Source organism: Citrobacter sp. Cpo045 (assembly GCF_030332875.1).
Lineage (GTDB): Bacteria > Pseudomonadota > Gammaproteobacteria > Enterobacterales > Enterobacteriaceae > Citrobacter > Citrobacter portucalensis.
The window spans coordinates 56809-76461 of sequence record NZ_JAOWGZ010000105.1; the positions used below are offsets into that span (position 1 = coordinate 56809).

At 51.7% G+C, this 19653-nt stretch carries 16 protein-coding genes; 6 read left to right on the forward strand and 10 right to left on the reverse strand.

Annotated features, from left to right (window positions below; genetic code table 11):
- Positions 1-292 precede the first annotated feature (292 nt).
- From ldtD to OGY13_RS21300, 3 genes are all read left to right on the forward strand, one after another.
- Positions 293-2044, forward strand: coding sequence for a L,D-transpeptidase (gene ldtD, locus OGY13_RS21290; protein ID WP_213752055.1), 1752 nt, complete (start codon positions 293-295; stop codon positions 2042-2044).
- Between the two features lie 177 nt (positions 2045-2221).
- Positions 2222-2770, forward strand: a complete 549-nt coding sequence (gene mepK / locus OGY13_RS21295) for a peptidoglycan L,D-endopeptidase MepK (protein ID WP_003831948.1) — start codon at positions 2222-2224, stop codon at positions 2768-2770.
- A gap of 28 nt (positions 2771-2798) precedes the next feature.
- A complete protein-coding gene (locus tag OGY13_RS21300; protein ID WP_213752054.1) occupies positions 2799-3446 on the forward strand; it encodes an MBL fold metallo-hydrolase in 648 nt (215 codons plus the stop codon).
- 53 nt (positions 3447-3499) lie between these two features.
- On the opposite strand, the gene aspC is transcribed toward OGY13_RS21300, so the two are convergent.
- The 4 genes from aspC to pncB all read right to left on the reverse strand — a co-directional run bounded on the left by aspC (position 3500) and on the right by pncB (position 9320).
- A complete protein-coding gene (gene aspC, locus OGY13_RS21305; RefSeq protein ID WP_003831950.1) occupies positions 3500-4690 on the reverse strand; it encodes an aspartate transaminase in 1191 nt (396 codons plus the stop codon).
- 183 nt (positions 4691-4873) lie between these two features.
- Complete coding sequence (gene ompF, locus OGY13_RS21310; RefSeq protein WP_048235705.1) at positions 4874-5950, reverse strand: porin OmpF; 1077 nt, start codon at positions 5948-5950, stop codon at positions 4874-4876.
- 600 nt (positions 5951-6550) lie between these two features.
- Entirely contained in the window at positions 6551-7951 is a 1401-nt protein-coding gene (asnS, locus tag OGY13_RS21315; RefSeq protein ID WP_020996514.1) for an asparagine--tRNA ligase, read from the reverse strand.
- A gap of 166 nt (positions 7952-8117) precedes the next feature.
- Positions 8118-9320 carry a nicotinate phosphoribosyltransferase gene (pncB, locus tag OGY13_RS21320; RefSeq protein ID WP_003836860.1) on the reverse strand — a complete coding sequence of 401 codons (1203 nt, stop codon included), beginning with the start codon at positions 9318-9320 and terminating at the stop codon, positions 8118-8120.
- Between the two features lie 266 nt (positions 9321-9586).
- Between pncB and pepN the strand changes: the two genes are divergently transcribed.
- Positions 9587-12199, forward strand: a complete 2613-nt coding sequence (gene pepN, locus OGY13_RS21325; RefSeq protein ID WP_213752053.1) for an aminopeptidase N — start codon at positions 9587-9589, stop codon at positions 12197-12199.
- Positions 12200-12295: 96 nt separating this feature from the next.
- Here the strand turns inward: pepN and ssuB are convergent, their stop codons facing one another.
- From ssuB to ssuE, 5 genes are read right to left on the reverse strand one after another with little or no spacing between them, the layout of a single operon-like run.
- The gene (gene ssuB / locus OGY13_RS21330) at positions 12296-13063 is read right to left on the reverse strand and encodes an aliphatic sulfonates ABC transporter ATP-binding protein (RefSeq protein WP_008784274.1); all 768 of its coding nucleotides are present in this window, start codon (positions 13061-13063) and stop codon (positions 12296-12298) included.
- Positions 13060-13851, reverse strand: coding sequence for an aliphatic sulfonate ABC transporter permease SsuC (ssuC, locus tag OGY13_RS21335; protein WP_048235702.1), 792 nt, complete (start codon positions 13849-13851; stop codon positions 13060-13062). The genes ssuB and ssuC overlap by 4 nt, the downstream gene beginning before the upstream one ends.
- A gap of 10 nt (positions 13852-13861) precedes the next feature.
- The gene (gene ssuD, locus OGY13_RS21340) at positions 13862-15007 is read right to left on the reverse strand and encodes an FMNH2-dependent alkanesulfonate monooxygenase (RefSeq protein WP_286637860.1); all 1146 of its coding nucleotides are present in this window, start codon (positions 15005-15007) and stop codon (positions 13862-13864) included.
- Entirely contained in the window at positions 15004-15978 is a 975-nt protein-coding gene (locus tag OGY13_RS21345; RefSeq protein ID WP_048235698.1) for a sulfonate ABC transporter substrate-binding protein, read from the reverse strand. Before OGY13_RS21345 ends, ssuD begins: the two co-directional genes overlap by 4 nt.
- On the reverse strand, positions 15971-16546 hold the full coding sequence (gene ssuE, locus OGY13_RS21350) for an NADPH-dependent FMN reductase (RefSeq protein ID WP_032942900.1): 576 nt from the start codon (positions 16544-16546) through the stop codon (positions 15971-15973). Before ssuE ends, OGY13_RS21345 begins: the two co-directional genes overlap by 8 nt.
- Before the next feature lie 243 nt (positions 16547-16789).
- On the opposite strand from ssuE, the gene pyrD reads away from it, so the two are divergent.
- Together pyrD and zapC are read left to right on the forward strand one after the other, a co-directional pair.
- A complete protein-coding gene (gene pyrD, locus OGY13_RS21355; protein ID WP_003831973.1) occupies positions 16790-17800 on the forward strand; it encodes a quinone-dependent dihydroorotate dehydrogenase in 1011 nt (336 codons plus the stop codon).
- A gap of 165 nt (positions 17801-17965) precedes the next feature.
- Positions 17966-18508, forward strand: a complete 543-nt coding sequence (zapC, locus tag OGY13_RS21360; protein ID WP_003035852.1) for a cell division protein ZapC — start codon at positions 17966-17968, stop codon at positions 18506-18508.
- On the opposite strand, the gene OGY13_RS21365 is transcribed toward zapC, so the two are convergent.
- Positions 18505-19611 (reverse strand): YcbX family protein, encoded by a 1107-nt coding sequence (locus tag OGY13_RS21365; RefSeq protein WP_186413547.1) that lies wholly within the window; start codon positions 19609-19611, stop codon positions 18505-18507. The genes zapC and OGY13_RS21365 overlap by 4 nt on opposite strands.
- Positions 19612-19653 lie beyond the last annotated feature (42 nt).

Here is a 19653-nt window from a genome sequence, read left to right on the forward strand (position 1 = left end):
CGCCAGTTTACTGAAACTGAGGCGCTAACTGACTGGCATTACGGCTACATGGCCGCCTTATCTTTTTCCGAAAAGACTTCATGCCTGGTGTAATTTCTTTAGACTTCTTTACATTAGGTTAGGCAAAAAGTTTTTGATGTTTATATACTAAAGGTGAGCCTAACGCGTCACAGGCTTGCTCGTCATACTTCAGTTTGTATTGGCGTTTTACAGGTCCGACCCTCGTCAGAATAAAGGGGAATACAGACGGCCTGGCTATTCAGAGTATGATAAAGAAAACAGGGGGCAAGGGATGTTGCTTAATAAAATGTGTGGTCGTCGGCTGTCGGCAATCAGTTTGTGCCTGGCCGTAACATTCGCTCCACTGTTCAATGCTCAGGCCGATGAGCCTGAAATGATCCCTGGCGATAGCTCTGCGACCGTCAGTGAACAGCCAACAGCGTTATCGCAGCCGCAGGTTCAATCTTCTGCGACGGCTATCATGGCGGATATTCAACCGCTGCCAGAAGGCGTGTCTGTCGATAAAGCCCGCGCCGAAATACACTCTCAACTGCCAGCAGGTTATACGCCGGTTTACATGAGCCAGCTGGAACTGCTGTATGCCGCACGCGAAATGAAGCCGATGTGGGAAAATCGTGATGCGGTAAAGGCATTTCAGCAACAGTTAGCCGAGGTTGCAATTGCCGGCTTTCAGCCGCAGTTCACTACCTGGGTTGCACTTCTGACTGACCCGGCAGTAACCGGTCAGGCGAGAGACATCGTGCTCTCTGATGCGATGATGGGGTATCTGCACTTTATTGCTAACATCCCTGTCAAAGGTAATCGCTGGCTTTACAGCGATAAGCCCTATGCGCTAACGACGCCGCCGATTTCCGTCATCAACCAGTGGCAGGTCGCACTGGATAACGGTCAACTGACTTCATTTGTGGCCAGCCTTGCGCCTCAACATCCGCAGTATGCAGCCATGCATGAATCACTGCTCAAGCTGGTGGGCGATACACGTCCCTGGCCGCAGCTCACCAGTACAGCAACGCTGCGTCCGGGGGAGTGGAGTAATGACATCCCCGCGCTGCGTGAAATTTTGCGCCGAACCGGGATGCTGGAGCCTGCCGTCAGTACGTCTGGCAAAGAAGGTCGTGGCACCTACGATCGTGAATTGGTTGATGCGGTAAAGCGTTTTCAGACGTGGCAGGGACTTGGCGCAGATGGCGCGATTGGCCCAGCCACACGTGACTGGCTGAACGTGACGCCTGCTCAGCGTGCGGGCGTGCTGGCGTTAAATATTCAGCGCTTGCGCCTGCTGCCGAGTGAGCTGTCTACCGGTATCATGGTGAACATTCCTGCCTATTCGCTGGTTTATTATCAGAATGGCAATCAGGTGCTGGCCTCGCGCGTTATTGTCGGGCGTCCCGATCGTAAAACGCCGATGATGAGCAGTGCGCTGAATAACGTGGTCGTTAACCCACCGTGGAACGTGCCGCCAACGCTGGCCCGAAAAGATATCCTGCCTAAGGTCTGGAATGATCCGGGGTATCTTGAGCGTCACGGTTATACCGTGATGCGCGGCTGGAACAGCAAAGAAACGATAGATCCGTGGCAGGTAGACTGGGCTACCATCACTGCCTCCAATCTGCCGTTCCGCTTCCAGCAGGCTCCGGGAGCGCGTAACTCGCTCGGACGCTATAAATTCAACATGCCGAGTTCGGACGCTATTTATCTGCACGACACGCCGAACCACAATCTGTTCCAGAAGGATACGCGGGCATTAAGCTCCGGCTGCGTGCGGGTGAATAAGGCCTCTGAGCTGGCAAATATGCTGCTACAGGATGCGGGCTGGAATGATACGCGCATCTCGGATGCCCTGAAGCAAGGGGATACGCGGTACGTGAATATTCGCCAGAATATCCCGGTCAACCTCTACTATCTGACCGCATTTGTCGGCCCTGATGGGCGCACGCAGTATCGTACAGATATTTACAATTACGATCTGACAGCGCGATCCAGCGCACAAATTGTGTCAAAAGCCGAGCAATTAATCAGATAAATGAAGCAGTTCGAGGAAAATGATTGTCGTAAGTTATGCTGGAAACGGGGCAAAATGGCTGTGAGCCCCGTATTTCCTGGGGTTGGGAGCCTTGACGTGGACTACTTAGCCAGATAAGGTTTCCCGCGTGCGCTAGAGCATACATACGATAACATTGACCTTGTAGACCTTAATACCATGGACAAATTTGACGCTAATCGCCGCAAACTGCTGGCGCTTGGTGGTATTGCCCTCGGCGCTGCCATCTTGCCTACGCCTGCGTTTGCAACACTCTCTACCCCACGTCCGCGTATATTGACTCTGAATAACCTGCATACCGGTGAGTCAATAAAAGCAGAGTTTTTTGATGGCAGGGGCTATATTCAGGACGAATTAGCAAAACTTAACCACTTTTTCCGTGATTTTCGGGCCAATAAAGTGAAATCCATTGACCCGGGACTGTTTGATCAACTCTTCCGTCTGCAGGGCCTGCTGGGCACGCGTAAACCCGTACAGCTGATTTCAGGCTATCGCTCTATCGATACCAATAATGAACTCCGTGCACGTAGCCGTGGTGTGGCCAAGAAAAGCTACCACACTAAAGGTCAGGCCATGGATTTCCATATTGAAGGCATCGCATTAAGTAATATTCGCAAAGCTGCGTTATCTATGCGCGCAGGTGGTGTAGGATACTACCCCAGCAGTAACTTTGTGCATATTGACACCGGCCCTGCACGGCACTGGTGATCCATAAGCTTAATGAAACAGGAGCTGTATGAACTATCGTATTATTCCGGTCACTGCATTCGCCCAGAACTGCTCGCTAATCTGGTGTGAGCAGACTCGTCTGGCCGCGCTGGTCGATCCCGGCGGCGATGCCGAGAAAATCAAACAGGAAGTGGATGCCAGCGGTCTGACGCTTATGCAGATCCTGCTTACCCATGGTCATCTTGATCACGTAGGTGCGACGGCTGAACTGGCACAGCATTATGGTGTACCGGTTATTGGCCCGGAAAAAGAAGATGAGTTCTGGTTACAGGGACTCCCTGCTCAGAGCCGCATGTTTGGCCTGGGCGATTGTGAGCCGCTGACGCCCGATCGCTGGTTGAATGAAGGTGACAGGATAAGCGTTGGCAACGTGACGTTACAGGTTCTGCATTGTCCGGGTCATACACCGGGACATGTGGTCTTCTTTGATGAGCAATCAAAGTTACTGATTTCTGGTGACGTGATTTTCAAAGGTGGCGTAGGGCGCAGCGATTTCCCGCGCGGTGATCACAGCCAACTGATCGATTCGATTAAACGTAAACTATTGCCGTTAGGCGATGACGTAACGTTTATTCCGGGGCACGGCCCACTTTCTACGCTGGGTAACGAACGGCTACATAACCCGTTCCTGCAAGATGAAATGCCTGTCTGGTAATTCGTTTAATAAATAAAAAGGCCGCATTTGCGGCCTTTTTTGTGCGCGATAGATTACAGTACTGCAACAATCGCTTCGCACAGCGGCGCCATGTTGTCTGGCGTCATTCCTGCCACGTTTACGCGTCCGGAAGCGACAGCGTAGACACCAAACTCTTCACGCAGACGCAGAACCTGCTCTTTGGTCAGGCCGCTAAACGAGAACATGCCGTTCTGTTTGATGATAAAGCTGAAGTCGCGGTTTGCACCTTTCTCTTGCAACGTATTCACAAACAGTAAACGCATGCGCTGAATGCGCTGGCGCATATCAGTCAGTTCCTGTTCCCAGATGGCACGCAGCGCGTCGTTGCTCAGAATCGTGGCCACTACGGATGCACCGTGTGCTGGTGGGTTGGAATAGTTAGCGCGAATGGCTGATTTCATTTGGCTGAACGCACGGTCAACGGTTTCAGCATCGGCAGCAACCAGCGTACAGGCGCCTACACGCTCATTGTACAGTCCAAAGTTCTTGGAGTAGGAGCTGGCAACGATCAGCTCTTTGTGCAGAGCCGCAAATGCGCGCAGACCTTCTGCATCTTCTTCCAGACCACGGGCAAAGCCCTGGTATGCGAAGTCAAACAGCGGTAACCAACCTTTTTCGACAGACATCTGAGCCAGTGTTTGCCACTGTTCCAGCGTAGGATCGATGCCGGTAGGGTTATGGCAGCAGCCGTGGAATAGCACTACGTCGCCAGCCTGCGCTTCGCTGAGGCTTGCCAGCAGCGCATCAAAATCTAACGAGTGGTTTGCTGCATCGTAATAGTTGTATTCACAAACTTCCAGGCCTGCAGAGTTAAAGACGCTCTTATGGTTCGGCCAGCTTGGATTGCTCACCCATACGCGTTTAGCCGACGTATTTTTTGCCAGGAAATCAGCTGCCACACGCAGTGCACCAGTGCCGCCAGGGGTCTGTGCGGTACGTGCACGCTTATCGTTGATCAGCGAACTTTCTTTACCAAACAGTAGTTCCTGAGTGCAGCGACCAAACTCTGGAATACCGTCAATGCCAAGGTAATTTTTGGTGGTTTCATTTTCCAGTATATATTGCTCGGCTTTTTTAACGCTGGTCAGCACCGGCGTTTTGCCTGTCTCATCTTTATATACACCGATCCCGAGGTTTATTTTTCCAGGGCGGTCATCGGCACGAAACAAATCAGCCAGACCCAAAATGGGGTCGGCAGGAGCGGCGGTAATGTTCTCAAACATGACGAGGTTCCATAGTGATTACAGAAGGGAAGTCCGCTATCAGGTTAACGGTAGATTTACAAAATGCCAACCGTTACTGACGAAAAGCTGAGGTGTTTTTTTAAGACGCAAGAATTCGCTAGCAGATATAAAAAAACAGGACCGAAGTCCTGTTTTATAGGCATTTAACAAAGAGGTCTGCTATTAGAACTGGTAAACGATACCGACTGCTACGGTGTCGTCAGAGTTCACGCCCAGTTTGTTATCAGAGTCGATCTGGTTGATCTGGTAGTCAACATAGGTGGACATGTTTTTGTTGAAGTAGTAGGTAGCGCCTACTTCAATGTAGTCAACCAGATCTTCGTTACCCACGCCTTCTACGTCTTTCGCTTTAGATTTGTTGTAGGAGAGGGATGGACGCAGACCGAAATCGAACTGGTACTGAGCGACAACAAAGAAATCTTCAGTTTTGTTGGCGAAGCCACTGTTTCCGGCACCTGAGATGCGAGTTGCGTTACGGGTTTCACCGTAGTTCGCTGCCAGGTAGATGTTGTTAGCATCGTATTTAACGCCAGTTGCCCACTGCTCAGCTTTTTTGCCGCCGTTAGCGTAGAAGGAGTTTTCCTGCGCGTTGGTACGGTCAGCTGCACCGTAAGCACCAACGATACCGAAGCCATCCATTTCGTAGCTTACAGAACCGCCAACGCCGTCACCGTTAGAACGACCGGTATTGCCATCACGCTCGTTTTTACCCAGATACTGGATACCGAAGTTCAGGCCGTCAACCAGACCGAAGAAGTTAGAGTTACGGTAGGTTGCAACACCACCCACACGGCCAACGAAGAAGTTGTCGCTGTATGCGGTATCACCACCAAATTCTGGCAGCATATCGGTGTAACCCAGTGCATCGTAAACGATACCGTAGTTACGACCGTAGTCGAAAGAGCCCAGATCGGCATATTTCAGACCAGCAAATGCCAGACGGGTTTTGTTGCCGTTCTGAGCGTCGCTGCCGCCTTCAGAGTTATTACCGGCAAAGTTGTATTCCCACTGACCGTAACCGGACAGATCGGAATTAATCTGAGTTTCCCCTTTGAAACCAAGACGGGCATAAGTCTGATCGCCATCGTTGCCAGCGTTATCAGAAAAATAGTGCAGACCTACGGTTTTACCGTATACATCCAGCTTGTTGCCATCTTTGTTATAAACTTCTGCAGCGTTAGCTGCCCCGGCTACCAGCAGAGCAGGGATAACCACTGCCAGAATATTGCGCTTCATCATTATTTATTACCCTCATCGGTTTTTATATGACACCTGCCACTGCCGCCAATAAATTCCGTCAATCAAAATTTACGGAACTATTGATGAGAGTTTGGTGTCTTTATGTGTCTGACAGGCATCTTTCCATTCAAACTACCGTTTCGCTACCGTCAAAGTGCTACAAATATAAAGATTTAGTTTCAAAAAGAAAAAATGTGTAACAAGATGTTATTTTTGTGCAACTTTGTGAACAGCGTCAAACTTCGAATGCCCCTGCGCTTAAAATTCTCGTTTTTATTTCTATTTATATGATTTTCTTATGTTTAATTTTGCTAAGGTCATTTTTTATCCGTTATGCCGGAAAGTTCGGATTTTACAGGTAACGATTTTTGGACGTCTGGAATGCCGTGTGAGAGGTTAAAAAATGTACTATTTAATCAGAAAATGCTAATCCACAATAAAATTGCTGATTATTTTTTGTGCAAATGTATTGCGATGAAATATTACGTAACAGGTGGAGGGGATTGAAAGGTTGTGTTTAACGTGAGATGGGTATCCAGATAGCACGAAAAGGGTATAAAAAAGGCCAGCAATGCTGGCCTTTGAAACAATAACGCACGTTTAGAAGGTGGCGTTACGTGGAGTACGCGGGAACGGAATAACATCACGGACGTTCTGTACGCCGGTGACGTAAGCGATCAGACGCTCGAAGCCCAATCCGAAGCCGGAATGCGGAACGGTACCGTAGCGACGCAGGTCGCGATACCACCAGTAATCCTCTTTGTTCAGACCCATTTCCAGCATACGGGCATCCAGCACGTCCAGGCGCTCTTCACGCTGAGAACCACCGATGATTTCACCGATTCCCGGGGCCAGTACGTCCATTGCAGCAACGGTTTTACCGTCTTCGTTAAGGCGCATATAAAACGCTTTGATATCTTTCGGGTAGTTTTTCACTACCACCGGCGCTTTAAAGTGCTCTTCAGCAAGGTAACGTTCATGCTCAGAAGACAGATCCACACCCCAGTAAACAGGGTTTTCGAACTGTTTACCGCATTTTTCCAGAATGCTTACCGCGTCGGTGTAATCCACCTGCGCGAAGTCAGCGTCAATGAAACGTTCCAGGCGTGAAATCGCGTCCTTGTCGACACGTTCGGCGAAGAATTTCATATCATCCGCACGCTCTGCCAGTACGGCTTTAAACGCGTACTTCAGCATCGCTTCAGCCAGGCCTGCAACATCATTCAGGTCAGCAAAAGCCACTTCTGGTTCCAGCATCCAGAACTCTGCCAAGTGACGACTGGTGTTAGAGTTTTCTGCACGGAATGTCGGGCCAAAAGTATAAATTTTAGACAGGGCGCAGGCGTAGGTTTCACCGTTCAGCTGACCGGAAACGGTCAGGAAGGCTTCTTTACCAAAGAAGTCTTTGTCGAAATCGACTTTGCCCTGATCGTTACGCGGCAGGTTTTCCAGATCCAGCGTAGAAACACGGAACATTTCACCGGCACCTTCCGTATCGGAAGCGGTGATCAACGGAGTCGATACCCAAAAGAAACCCTGCTCGTGGAAGAAACGATGCAGAGCTTGCGCCAGCGTATGACGTACACGCGCTACCGCACCAATCATGTTGGTACGCGGACGCATGTGCGCCACTTCACGCAGATACTCAATGCTGTGACGCTTAGCTGCCATTGGGTAAGTGTCAGGATCTTCAACCCAGCCCGTTACTTCAACCTCAGTGGCCTGAATTTCAAAGCTCTGTCCTTGTCCAGGAGATGCAACGACTTTACCCGTTACGATAACTGAACAACCCGTCGTCAGGCGCAGTACGTCCTGATTGTAATTGGGCAGAGAATTATTGATGACGGCCTGTACAGGATCAAAGCAGGAACCGTCATAAACGGCGAGGAAGGAGATGCCAGCTTTTGAATCTCGGCGGGTACGCACCCATCCGCGCACGGTGACTTCGCTGTCAACGGCTACGCGGCCCTGGAGTACGTCGGCTACAGGCACAACGCTCATAATATTCTCTCTGTTAATAGTCGGATATATAAACACATGTCCACCCGTAATGGGGGGATACCTATGTTACCTGGCATCTGCAATCAGACAAGCAGAATTCGTAGCTGGAGTGAAAGATTTCGGAAATAAACGCGAAAAAGGGAGCCAAAATGGCTCCCTGGAAGGCTTAACTGGCTTTTTTGATATGCGGGAGATCGAAGGCTTTGCGCAGTGCACGAACAAATGCTTTATCGTGGCAGATGGTTTTACCCGGGCTGTCAGATAACTTCGCCACCGGTTTGCCGTTACATTCCACCAGCTTGATCACAATATTGAGTGGCTTAACCTGCGGAATGTCGCATGTTAGCCGTGTCCCAATACCAAAACTCAACTGTACGCGGGAAGAGAAGTGGCGGTAGAGTTCAATCGCTTTTTTCAGATCGAGATTATCTGAGAAGACCAGCGTTTTGCTCAGCGGATCAATACCCAGTTTTTCATAATGAGCGATGGCTTTTTCACCCCATTCCACCGGATCGCCTGAGTCATGGCGTAACCCCTGGTAGCGGGTAGCGAACTCAACGCCAAAGTCGCGTAAAAATGCGTCCATGGTGATGCAATCGGTCAATGCAATGCCGAGTTGATCAGGGTATTCATTTAACCAGGCTGCCAGGGCTACGCGCTGGCTGGTGGCAAGTTCTGGACTGATTTGCTGATGAGCCTGGAACCACTCATGCGCCTGCGTACCCATTGGGGTTAATGACAGGCGGCGGGCCAGATCGTAGTTACTGGTGCCGACAAACCAGGGCTCTTGCTGCAGGCGTTTAACGATAGCCTGCTGTACTTCGCGCGAAAAACGACGACGCGTACCGAAATCCATCAAATGGAAGCGGGACATATCGACATCTTTCGTTAAAGCAGAGAATTCTACTAGTTTGCTTTCCAGCTCATCGAGTGCCTGCGGGACGCCTGATTCAGGTGAACGGTAACGGTGTACCAGTTCGCTAATCACCGCTAACAGCGGGACTTCCCACATGATCACTTCACGCCACGGACCGGTTAAGCGGATGTTTAGCTTGCCGTTATCATTGGTGACGCAAACCTGTTCCGGGTTATAGCGGAAATCACGTAACCAGGTGAGGTAATCAGCTTTAAAGAAAGGCAGGCCGGAGAGCCACTGGTACTCATCCTCCTGCAGTCGCAGGTGCTGCATAGCATTCACCTGCTCACGAATAGAATCGGCATAAATACCGAGCAGGTCATCGCCACGGCAACGAAATTCAGCCGCTACTTGTACATCATAGTAGTGGTGAAAAACGGCTTGCTGCATATGCAACTTATAAGCGTCTGTATCCAGCAGCGAGTGCAGAACAGGAGAAGCGAATTGTGTCATAGGTGCGCAGTAGCATCCTCTCACGGGAGCGTTTAGTACAATAAACAACTAAGAAAACCGCTGGAGTATACCCTGTTTAGCGATTTATTGAACCCCGATCACACCATAAGCTCTCTTTCTGGTCGAGGGCAATTCGTGCCACGTGTTATGAAAATGTAGCAAAAAGGGTGTTTGTGCCTGAAAAGATGAACATTCTGCGTAGCGCGATTTACGCAACAGGAATAGACTGAAGCCGAGACTCTATTAAAGATGCTAAAGGTTTTTTTATGACACAACAGCCACAAGCCAAATACCGTCACGACTATCGTGCGCCGGATTACCAGATTACTGATATTGACTTGACCTTTGACCTGGATGCTGAAAAAACCGTGGTCACCGCAGTGAGCCAGGCTGTCCGTCATGGCGCGTCCGATGTGCCCCTGCGCCTGAATGGCGAAGATCTGACCCTGGTGTCGATCCACGTGAACGACGAGCCGTGGACAGAATATAAAGAAGAAGAGGGCGCTCTGGTCATTAGTCAGTTGCCGGAACGTTTTACGCTGCGTATCGTGAATGAAATTAGCCCAGCGGCCAATACCGCGCTGGAAGGACTGTACAAGTCCGGCGACGCGCTGTGCACCCAGTGTGAAGCGGAAGGTTTCCGTCATATTACCTGGTATCTCGACAGGCCTGATGTCCTGGCGCGTTTTACCACCAAAATTATCGCCGATAAAACCCAATATCCGTTCCTGCTCTCTAACGGCAACCGTGTGGCGCAGGGGGAACTGGAAAATGGTCGTCACTGGGTACAGTGGCAGGACCCGTTCCCGAAACCGTGCTATCTGTTTGCGCTGGTAGCCGGCGATTTCGACGTTCTTCGCGACACCTTTACTACCCGTTCCGGGCGTGAAGTAGCGCTGGAACTGTACGTCGATCGCGGCAACCTTGACCGCGCTCCGTGGGCGATGACCTCGCTGAAAAACTCCATGAAATGGGATGAAGAGCGCTTTGGCCTCGAGTATGACCTCGACATCTATATGATTGTCGCTGTGGATTTCTTCAACATGGGCGCGATGGAGAATAAAGGTCTGAACATCTTTAACTCCAAATATGTGCTGGCACGTACCGATACCGCCACCGACAAAGACTACCTCGATATTGAGCGCGTCATCGGTCATGAGTATTTCCACAACTGGACCGGCAACCGCGTGACCTGTCGCGACTGGTTCCAGTTGAGCCTGAAAGAAGGGTTAACCGTGTTCCGCGATCAGGAGTTCAGTTCCGATCTCGGCTCACGTGCGGTAAACCGGATCAGCAATGTGCGTACCATGCGTGGCCTGCAGTTTGCCGAGGATGCCAGCCCAATGGCGCATCCTATCCGTCCGGATATGGTCATCGAAATGAACAACTTCTATACCCTGACCGTGTACGAAAAGGGCGCTGAAGTGATTCGTATGATCCACACCCTGCTGGGTGAGGATAATTTCCAGAAAGGGATGCAACTGTACTTTGAGCGTCACGACGGCAGTGCTGCCACCTGTGATGATTTCGTGCAGGCGATGGAAGATGCGTCCAACGTCGATCTCTCGCATTTCCGCCGCTGGTACAGTCAGTCCGGTACGCCGATTCTGACCGTGCGTGATGACTACAATCCGTCAACTGAGCAGTACACGCTGACTATCAGCCAGCGCACGCCGGCCACGCCGGATCAGGCCGAAAAACAGCCGCTGCATATTCCTTTCGCCCTCGAGTTGTATGACAACGAAGGGAAAGTGATCCCGCTACAAAAAGGCGGACACCCGGTGAATTCTGTACTCAACGTCACCCAGGCAGAGCAGACGTTTGTCTTTGATAACGTCTACTTCCAGCCGGTTCCGGCGCTGCTGTGCGAATTCTCCGCGCCGGTAAAACTGGAATACAAATGGAGCGATCAGCAGCTGACCTTCCTGATGCGTCATGCGCGTAACGATTTCTCTCGTTGGGACGCGGCGCAAAGCCTGCTGGCGACCTATATTAAGCTTAACGTTGCCCGTCATCAGCAGGGACAACCGCTGTCGCTGCCGGTACACGTGGCTGATGCATTCCGCGCAATTTTACTGGATGAGAAAATCGATCCGGCGCTGGCGGCAGAGATCCTGACGCTGCCTTCAGTAAATGAAATAGCCGAACTGTTCGACATCATCGATCCGGTGGCGATAACCGAAGTACGCGAAGCGTTAACCCGCACGCTGGCGGCCGAGCTGGCAGATGAATTCCTTGCCATCTATAACGCTAATCATCTTGATGAGTACCGCGTTGAGCATGCCGATATTGGCAAGCGTACGCTGCGTAACGCCTGCCTACGTTTCCTGGCCTTTGGCGAAACCCATCTGGCTGACACGCTGGTAAGCAAGCAGTATCGTGAAGCGAACAATATGACCGATGCGCTGGCGGCGCTATCCGCGGCAGTGGCGGCGCAGCTACCTTGTCGCGACGCGCTAATGCAGGAGTATGACGATAAGTGGCACCATGACGGTCTGGTGATGGACAAATGGTTTATCCTGCAATCCACCAGCCCGGCGAAAAACGTGCTGGAAACGGTACGCGGCCTGCTGAAGCATCGCTCTTTCAGTATGAGTAACCCGAACCGAATCCGTTCGCTGATCGGTGCCTTTGCAGGTAGCAACCCGGCGGCATTCCATGCGGAAGATGGTAGTGGATATCAGTTCCTGGTCGACATGTTGACTGAGCTTAATAGTCGTAACCCGCAGGTGGCGTCACGTCTGATTGAGCCGCTGATTCGCTTAAAACGTTATGATGCAAAACGTCAGGCGAAAATGCGTGCGGCGCTGGAACAGCTGAAAGGTCTGGAGAATCTCTCCGGCGATCTGTTCGAGAAGATTGACAAAGCGTTAGCCTGAAACGTTGACCTGTAGTTTAGTAGGCCGGATAAGGCGGTAACGCCGCCATCCGGCAAAAGGCCCGGTAAGCGCTACCGGGCCTGGTTTTCTGAGCGGTTATCCATGTCGAAGAATCGGTTGTTCCGTCTCGCCGCGTTTCATAACCCGGTTCAACACTTCCGCTTCCAGATCGGATAACCGTACCGATCCCAAACGGCGGGGGCGCTGAATATCCACCGTCAGATCCAACCCGATTTTTCCGTCCTCAATCAGCAACACGCGATCGGCCATTGCCACCGCTTCACTGACGTCATGAGTGACCAGCAGTACGGTAAAGCCGTGCTCTTGCCATAAAGAGACGATCAGATCCTGCATTTCAAGGCGGGTTAGGGCATCCAGAGCGCCGAGGGGTTCATCCAGCAGCAGCAAACCGGGGCGATGAATTAATGCCCGTGCCAGGGCTACACGCTGTTTTTGTCCACCGGATAGCGCAGCCGGCCATTCGTGAGCACGACTCTCCAGCCCAACTGCGGCCAGCGCATCTCGGGCCGCATCGCGCCACTGACCTTTCAGACCCAGGCCCACATTATCGATAACCGTCTTCCATGGCAGCAGACGCGCATCCTGGAACATCATACGCGTATCATCCTGAATTTCCGCCAGTGGGGTGGTTCCGGCAAGTAATGCGCCTGAGGTCGGCGATTCCAGCCCTGCCAGCAGACGCAGCAACGTACTTTTACCACCGCCGCTGCGGCCAACCACGGCAACAAACTGTCCGGCCGGAATATGCAAATCTAATTGATTGAGCACTGTATTGGCGGCGTATTGTTTTGTCACGGCGCTCAGCAACAGCGGTGTACCCTGGTTCAGGCGAGCGGTATTCATACGGTAGCCTCCTTTACATGGTAAGCCGGATGCCAGCGTAGCCAGACTCGCTCCAGCAGTTGGGCGCTGACGTCGGCAAGTTTGCCGAGCAGGGCGTAGAGAATAATGGCCACCACGACCACATCGGTTTGCAGAAATTCGCGGGCGTTCATCGCCAGGTAACCAATACCGGCATTGGCAGAAATGGTTTCCGCCACAATCAGCGTCAGCCACATCAGCCCGAGAGCAAAACGCACGCCGACCATAATCGAGGGCAGGGCGCCGGGGAGGATCACATGAACAAACAGTGAAAAGCCGGATAATCCATAGCTGCGCGCCATTTCTACCAGCCCACGATCGATACTACGGATCCCATGCCAGGTGTTGATGTAAATTGGGAACAGCGTGCCCAACGCCACGAGAAAGATCTTGGCGGATTCATCAATGCCGAACCACAAAATCACCAGCGGGATCAGCGCCAGATGCGGTACGTTACGCAGCATCTGCACCGAGGTATCCAGCAGGCGTTCTCCCCAACGCGAAAGACCGCTGATAAGTCCCAGTGTCAGGCCAATCGATCCACCGATGGAGAATCCGATCAGCGCGCGCCAGGAACTGATGGCCAGATGCTGCCAAAGCTCGCCGCTGGCGGAAAGCGTCCAGAAAGCTTCGATAACACCTTCCGGAGAGGGCAGAATGCGAGTGGACAGCCAGCCCATTGAAGATGCGAGCTGCCAGAGCGCCACCAAACCTACCGGTAAAAACCAGGGCGCGAGGCGTAATAACCACCTGTTTTTCGGCGTTGCCATTAGCCGCTCCTTAGCTTTGCGGGACTTTGCGCGGGATAAATTCGTTTGCCACCGCTTCACCTTGTTGTTGCAGGTATTGCGGCTGCGGAATTTCCGGTATAGCAACATCCAGATGCGGGAACAGCAGCTCGCCAACCTTGTATGCCTCTTCCAGATGTGGGTATCCGGACAACACAAAGCTGTCGATTCCCAGCGCGGCATACTCGTTGATACGCGCCGCGACAGTCGGACCATCTCCGACCAGCGCGGTACCCGCACCACCGCGTACCAGTCCAACGCCTGCCCACAGGTTCGGACTAATTTCCAGTTTGTCGCGTTTACCATTGTGCAGTGCAGCCATTCGCTGCTGACCAACCGAATCCGTTCTTGAGAAGGCGGCCTGGGCTTTGGCAATGGTGTCGTCATCAAGGTGGGCTATCAGACGATCCGCTGCCTGCCACGCCTCGTGGGTTGTCTCCCGTACGATCACATGCAGACGAATACCAAAGCGGATCTTGCGCCCGAGCGCCGCTGCTTTGGCCCGCACCTGTTCAATCTTCGCTTTCACCTGTTCCGGCGGCTCGCCCCAGGTCAGATAAAGATCAACCTGCTCGGCAGCAAGGTCTTGTGCGACATCAGATGAGCCGCCGAAATAAAGTGGTGGCCGGGGTTGTTGTACGGGAGGGAAAAACAGCTTCGCGCCGCGAACATGAATATGTTTGCCGTTGAAATCCACCGTTTCACCTTGCAGCAAGCGCCGCCAGACCTGAGTAAATTCAGCAGAGGCTTCATATCGTTCTGTGTGATCGAGGAACACGCCGTCACCTGCCAGCTCCTGCGGATCGCTGCCGGTCACCAGGTTAAATAACGCCCGGCCATTTGAGAGTCTGTCGAGCGTCGCAGCCTGACGTGCGGCAACCGTTGGCGAGGTGACGCTTGGGCGCAGCGCGACCAGAAACTTTAATCTCTGGGTGACCGGGATCATCGAAGCGGCGACCAGCCAGGCATCTTCGCAAGAGCGACCGGTTGGGATCAGGACGCCGGTAAATCCAAGACGATCGGCCGTTTGCGCGATTTGTTGCAGATAACTGTGATCGACCGGGCGCGAACCTTCTTCCGTTCCAAGATAATGACCGTCACCGTGGGTGGGTAAAAACCAGAACATATTCAGACTCATAATTTTTCTCCTGCCTGCTGAGTGGGTTGCCAGATACGCTGGCGAATATCGATTTTTTTCGGCACCAAACGGTTGTCATAAAACAGATCGGCGGTTTGTTGTTGCAGGGCAGCAACAGAGGCGTTGACTGGCACAATGGTGGTTGGCGGACGGTGATCCAGATAAGACGCAATCACCGGTTCGGGCAGCCCCATGGTTTTGGCCAGCAGGGTAATGCTTTGCTGGCGCTGACTGAGCGTTAACGCATCGGCCTGGCTAAAGGTATCCAGTACGCCAAGTACAAAAGCGCCATTTTTCTCGGCATAAGGACGGGCGGCGAGATAAAACGAACCGGTTTGCTTGAGGTCTGAGCCGTCTTTCAGTACGCGTACATCACCTTGCAGTAACGCGGCGGAATAATAGGGATCCCAGATAGCCCACGCATCCACGTTTCCTTGCTGAAAGGCCGCTCGCGCATCGGCGGGAGTCAGATACGTCGGTTGAATATCGGTAAATTTCAGTCCGGCCTGTTGCAGCGCCCGGAGCAGTAAATTGTGGGCGCTGGAGCCTTTCTGGAAGGCGACTTTATGTCCTTTAAGCTGCGCGACGCTCTGGATCGGGCTATTTTTTGGCACCAGAATCACTTCGGCTTTCGGTTTGGGCGGCTCGACGCCCACGTAAACCAGATCGGCCCCGGCTGCCTGGGCGAAAATCGGCGGAATGTCACCGGTACTGCCGAGATCGATACTGCCGATATTGAGTGCTTCCAGCATTTGCGGTCCAGCCGGGAATTCGACCCACGAGATTTTAGTCTGCGGATAGCGTTTCTCGAGTAGCTGATGGCTTTTGGCCAGCACCATACTGACGCTTCCTTTCTGGTAACCAATACGCAGAGCATCGGGGGCCGATTCTGCGGCATGCCCCAGCGTTGACAGCGACAACAACCCGGTCAGTGCCAGCCATGACGTGTGACGCCTGAGAAAATCAAGCATGAGCGGCACCTCGCAGGGTGTTCAGTTGAGGAAGTTGGACATCGCGACGATGCAACGCCAGCCAGAAGGTATCGAGCGCACTGTCCAGACGCTGCTGAAGGTTGGGCGTAAACTGAGGTTTATGCTGATAATCAATCACCTGTGAATCATCGGCAAACACACCGTGCAGGATCTCCTGGGCCTTTAATGCGCTCAGTACCGGTTTCAGCGCGTAATCGACGGCAAGTAAATGCGCCACGCTGCCGCCGGTCGCCAACGGCAAAACCACTTTCCCTTCCAGCGCCCGCTCGGGGAGTAGGTCGAGCAGGGTTTTCAGGGCGCCAGAGTAAGCGGCTTTATAGACTGGTGTTGCGACAATCAGCCCGTCTGCATCCTGCAATTGTTCGATAAATGTGTTCAGCGCCGGACTGTCGAAACGAGCATAGATCAGGTCTTCCGGGGCAAAATTGTGCAGGTTCCAGTGAAAGATTTCGACATCCTGACCGTGAAGTTTTTCTCGGGCATATTCCAGTAACGCACTGGATCGAGAGGGAAAGCGAGGGCTCCCCGCCAGAGTGATGACGCGCATAATTTCATTCTCCCCTTATAACTAATTGTTTGCTTTTGGTTAACATTGATAACAATTTGAGCAGTCTGGCAGAGAGATTTAGCTTATCGAAATGATTTATACGGGATAGAAAAGTTGGAAATTGAATAAAAAGGCAGAGGCGAGGAAAACGATTGCTATTTATTGCCGCAGGTCAATTCCCTTTTTGCTCGCGATCGCACATAATACGCCCCCGGTTTGCACACCGGGAATCCAGGAGAGTTCATGTACTACCCCTTCGTTCGTAAAGCCCTTTTTCAGCTCGATCCAGAGCGCGCTCATGAATTGACATTCCAGCAATTACGTCGCATTACCGGCACACCGCTTGAAGCGCTTGTGCGCCAGAAAGTACCGGCAAAACCGGTTACCTGTATGGGGTTGACGTTTAAAAATCCGCTCGGGCTTGCTGCCGGACTGGATAAAGACGGGGAGTGCATTGATGCGCTCGGCGCGATGGGATTTGGTTCCATTGAGATTGGTACCGTGACGCCACGCCCTCAGCCGGGTAACGATAAACCGCGTCTGTTCCGTCTGGTCGATGCAGAAGGTTTGATCAACCGCATGGGGTTTAATAACCACGGGGTTGATAACCTGGTTGAGAACGTTAAAAAATCACATTTCGACGGTATTCTGGGTATTAATATTGGTAAGAACAAAGATACCCCAGTAGAGAACGGCAAAGATGACTATCTGATTTGTATGGAAAAAGTCTATGCTTATGCTGGCTATATCGCGATTAATATCTCTTCGCCGAATACGCCGGGATTACGTACGCTACAATACGGCGAGGCGCTGGACGATCTCCTGACGGCAATTAAAAATAAGCAAAACGATCTGCAAGCGATCCACCATAAATATGTTCCGGTGGCGGTAAAGATCGCGCCGGATCTTTCTGTGGAAGAACTGATCCAGGTCGCCGATAGTTTAGTTCGTCATAATATTGATGGCGTAATTGCGACTAACACCACCCTCGATCGTTCTCTTGTTCAGGGAATGAAAAATTGCGATCAAATGGGTGGTCTGAGCGGTCGACCGTTGCAATTAAAAAGTACAGAAATTATTCGCCAGTTGTCTCAGGAATTAAAAGGTCAGCTGCCGATTATTGGTGTTGGTGGTATCGACTCGGTGATTGCTGCACGTGAGAAAATAGCTGCTGGTGCAACCCTCGTACAGATTTATTCGGGCTTTATTTTTAAAGGTCCGCCGTTGATAAAAGAAATCGTCAGCAATATCTGAATGCTACCTTAATCACAAACCAGGGCTTTATTTCTAGCCCTGGTTGTTTTATATTCCTTTACTGTTGCTTATTTAAACATTCTGAGCTTTTATTATTAGGGCAATAAACGAAGCGGCAAAAGGATACTGTCGTAACGGTGATGATTAAGGAAAGGAGAGAAACTGATGCGAATTAAACCCGACGATAACTGGCGCTGGTATTATGATGAAGAGCACGATCGAATGATGCTCGATTTAGCCAATGGCATGTTATTCCGTTCGCGTTTTGCTCGTAAAATGCTCACTCCTGATGCATTTTCTCCGTCAGGTTTTTGTGTTGATGACGCCGCGCTTTATTTTTCCTTTGAAGAAAAATGTCGCTACCTGGATTTAGCCAAAGAACAAAAAGCGGAACTGGTGCTTAATGCGCTGGTGGCGATTCGTTATCTCAAACCGCAAATGCCAAAAAGCTGGCACTTTGTCGCACACGGTATTAACTGGTCGCCGGTCGTGGGTGACGCAGCCTGTGTTGATTTAAGCGATACCGATGAACAGGTAAACCTGTTAGTGGTTGAGCCGGGTGAAAACGCCGCGCTTTGCCTGCTTGCGCAACCTGGCGTGGTTATCGCCGGGCGTACGATGCAGCTTGGCGATGCGATTAAAATAATGAATGACAGACTGAAACCGCAGGCCGTTGTTGACAGTTTCAGCCTTGAGCAGGCGGTTTAGCTCTCCAGCCTGATTGCCGTTTTGGGAATACAGCTGCAGCACAGAATCGTTCCGTCGTCCCCCATCGCTGATTTCTTCAACGGGCTAACTTCGCCTTCTACCAGCCGAATTCGACAGCATCCGCAAATGCCTGCCCGGCATGAATAGGGAACCCGGATACCCTGGTTTTCCAACTGCTCAAGCAATACCTGCTGATTATTTCCGCGAAAGGTCTGTCCCTGCCAGTCAATAAGCAACGTGGCATCAGGTTGTTGTTCGGGTGTAGTTTCGTCTGATTCAGCCGCGCCGTACGCTCTGGCGGGGCCGGTTGCCAAAATTTCTACCTCATCGCCGACGCGAATAACGCCACTGTTACGCGCGATAAGATTCTGACCGAAATCGACATCGCCGTTATCTACCGCAGTGCGGAAGGTTTGCAATGTGGCAAGCGGTTCACCGGATGGATGTTTCTGGCCTTTTTCCGGGCTAACTGTCGTGAAAATACAGCGGCTACAGGGTTTTGCTACATCAAAAATGACGTCGCCAATACGAATCACTTTCCAGGTATCTTCTTCCCAGGCACCAGCTCCCGAAACTACTATATTGGGGCGAAACTGTTCCATTTTGACGCTTGCCGGACAGCGCTGTTGCAGATCGCGCAGGGATGCTTCGTTGGCCAGCAGATAGGGATAACCATCAGCGAAGGATAAAGGAACATCAACATGGCGTTTTACACGGCGCGTCAGCTGCGGTCCGACCCAGCGTAACTGCACGTTACGGGAGAAAAAGCCGCTAAGCCACTGGTTGATAGCCGCTGGCGCAATACGCGCGGTAAAATGGTTTCCCCATACTTCTGTTGGTGCATCCTGGAGAGCGAAGTCGGCAAATCGCACGAGCGCGCTGCTGCCATCTGGAGCTGCAAGATGCAGTCCATCGTGGAATGGGGAAGGCGTAAAACGGACCATTTGTGGGAACTGGCGGGCGGTTATGAACGTTCCGTCAGGTTCAGTGATCATAAATATGCGATCAAAGGCGAGACCGCTAATATCTGCCAGGGCATGCGTAAGCCCAATGCCGCGCATTGATTTAACCGGATGAATAAAAAGTCGGGTTAACGTGACCACTGTACATCCCCTCGAATGAAAATAAGCCTTCAACTTTATGAC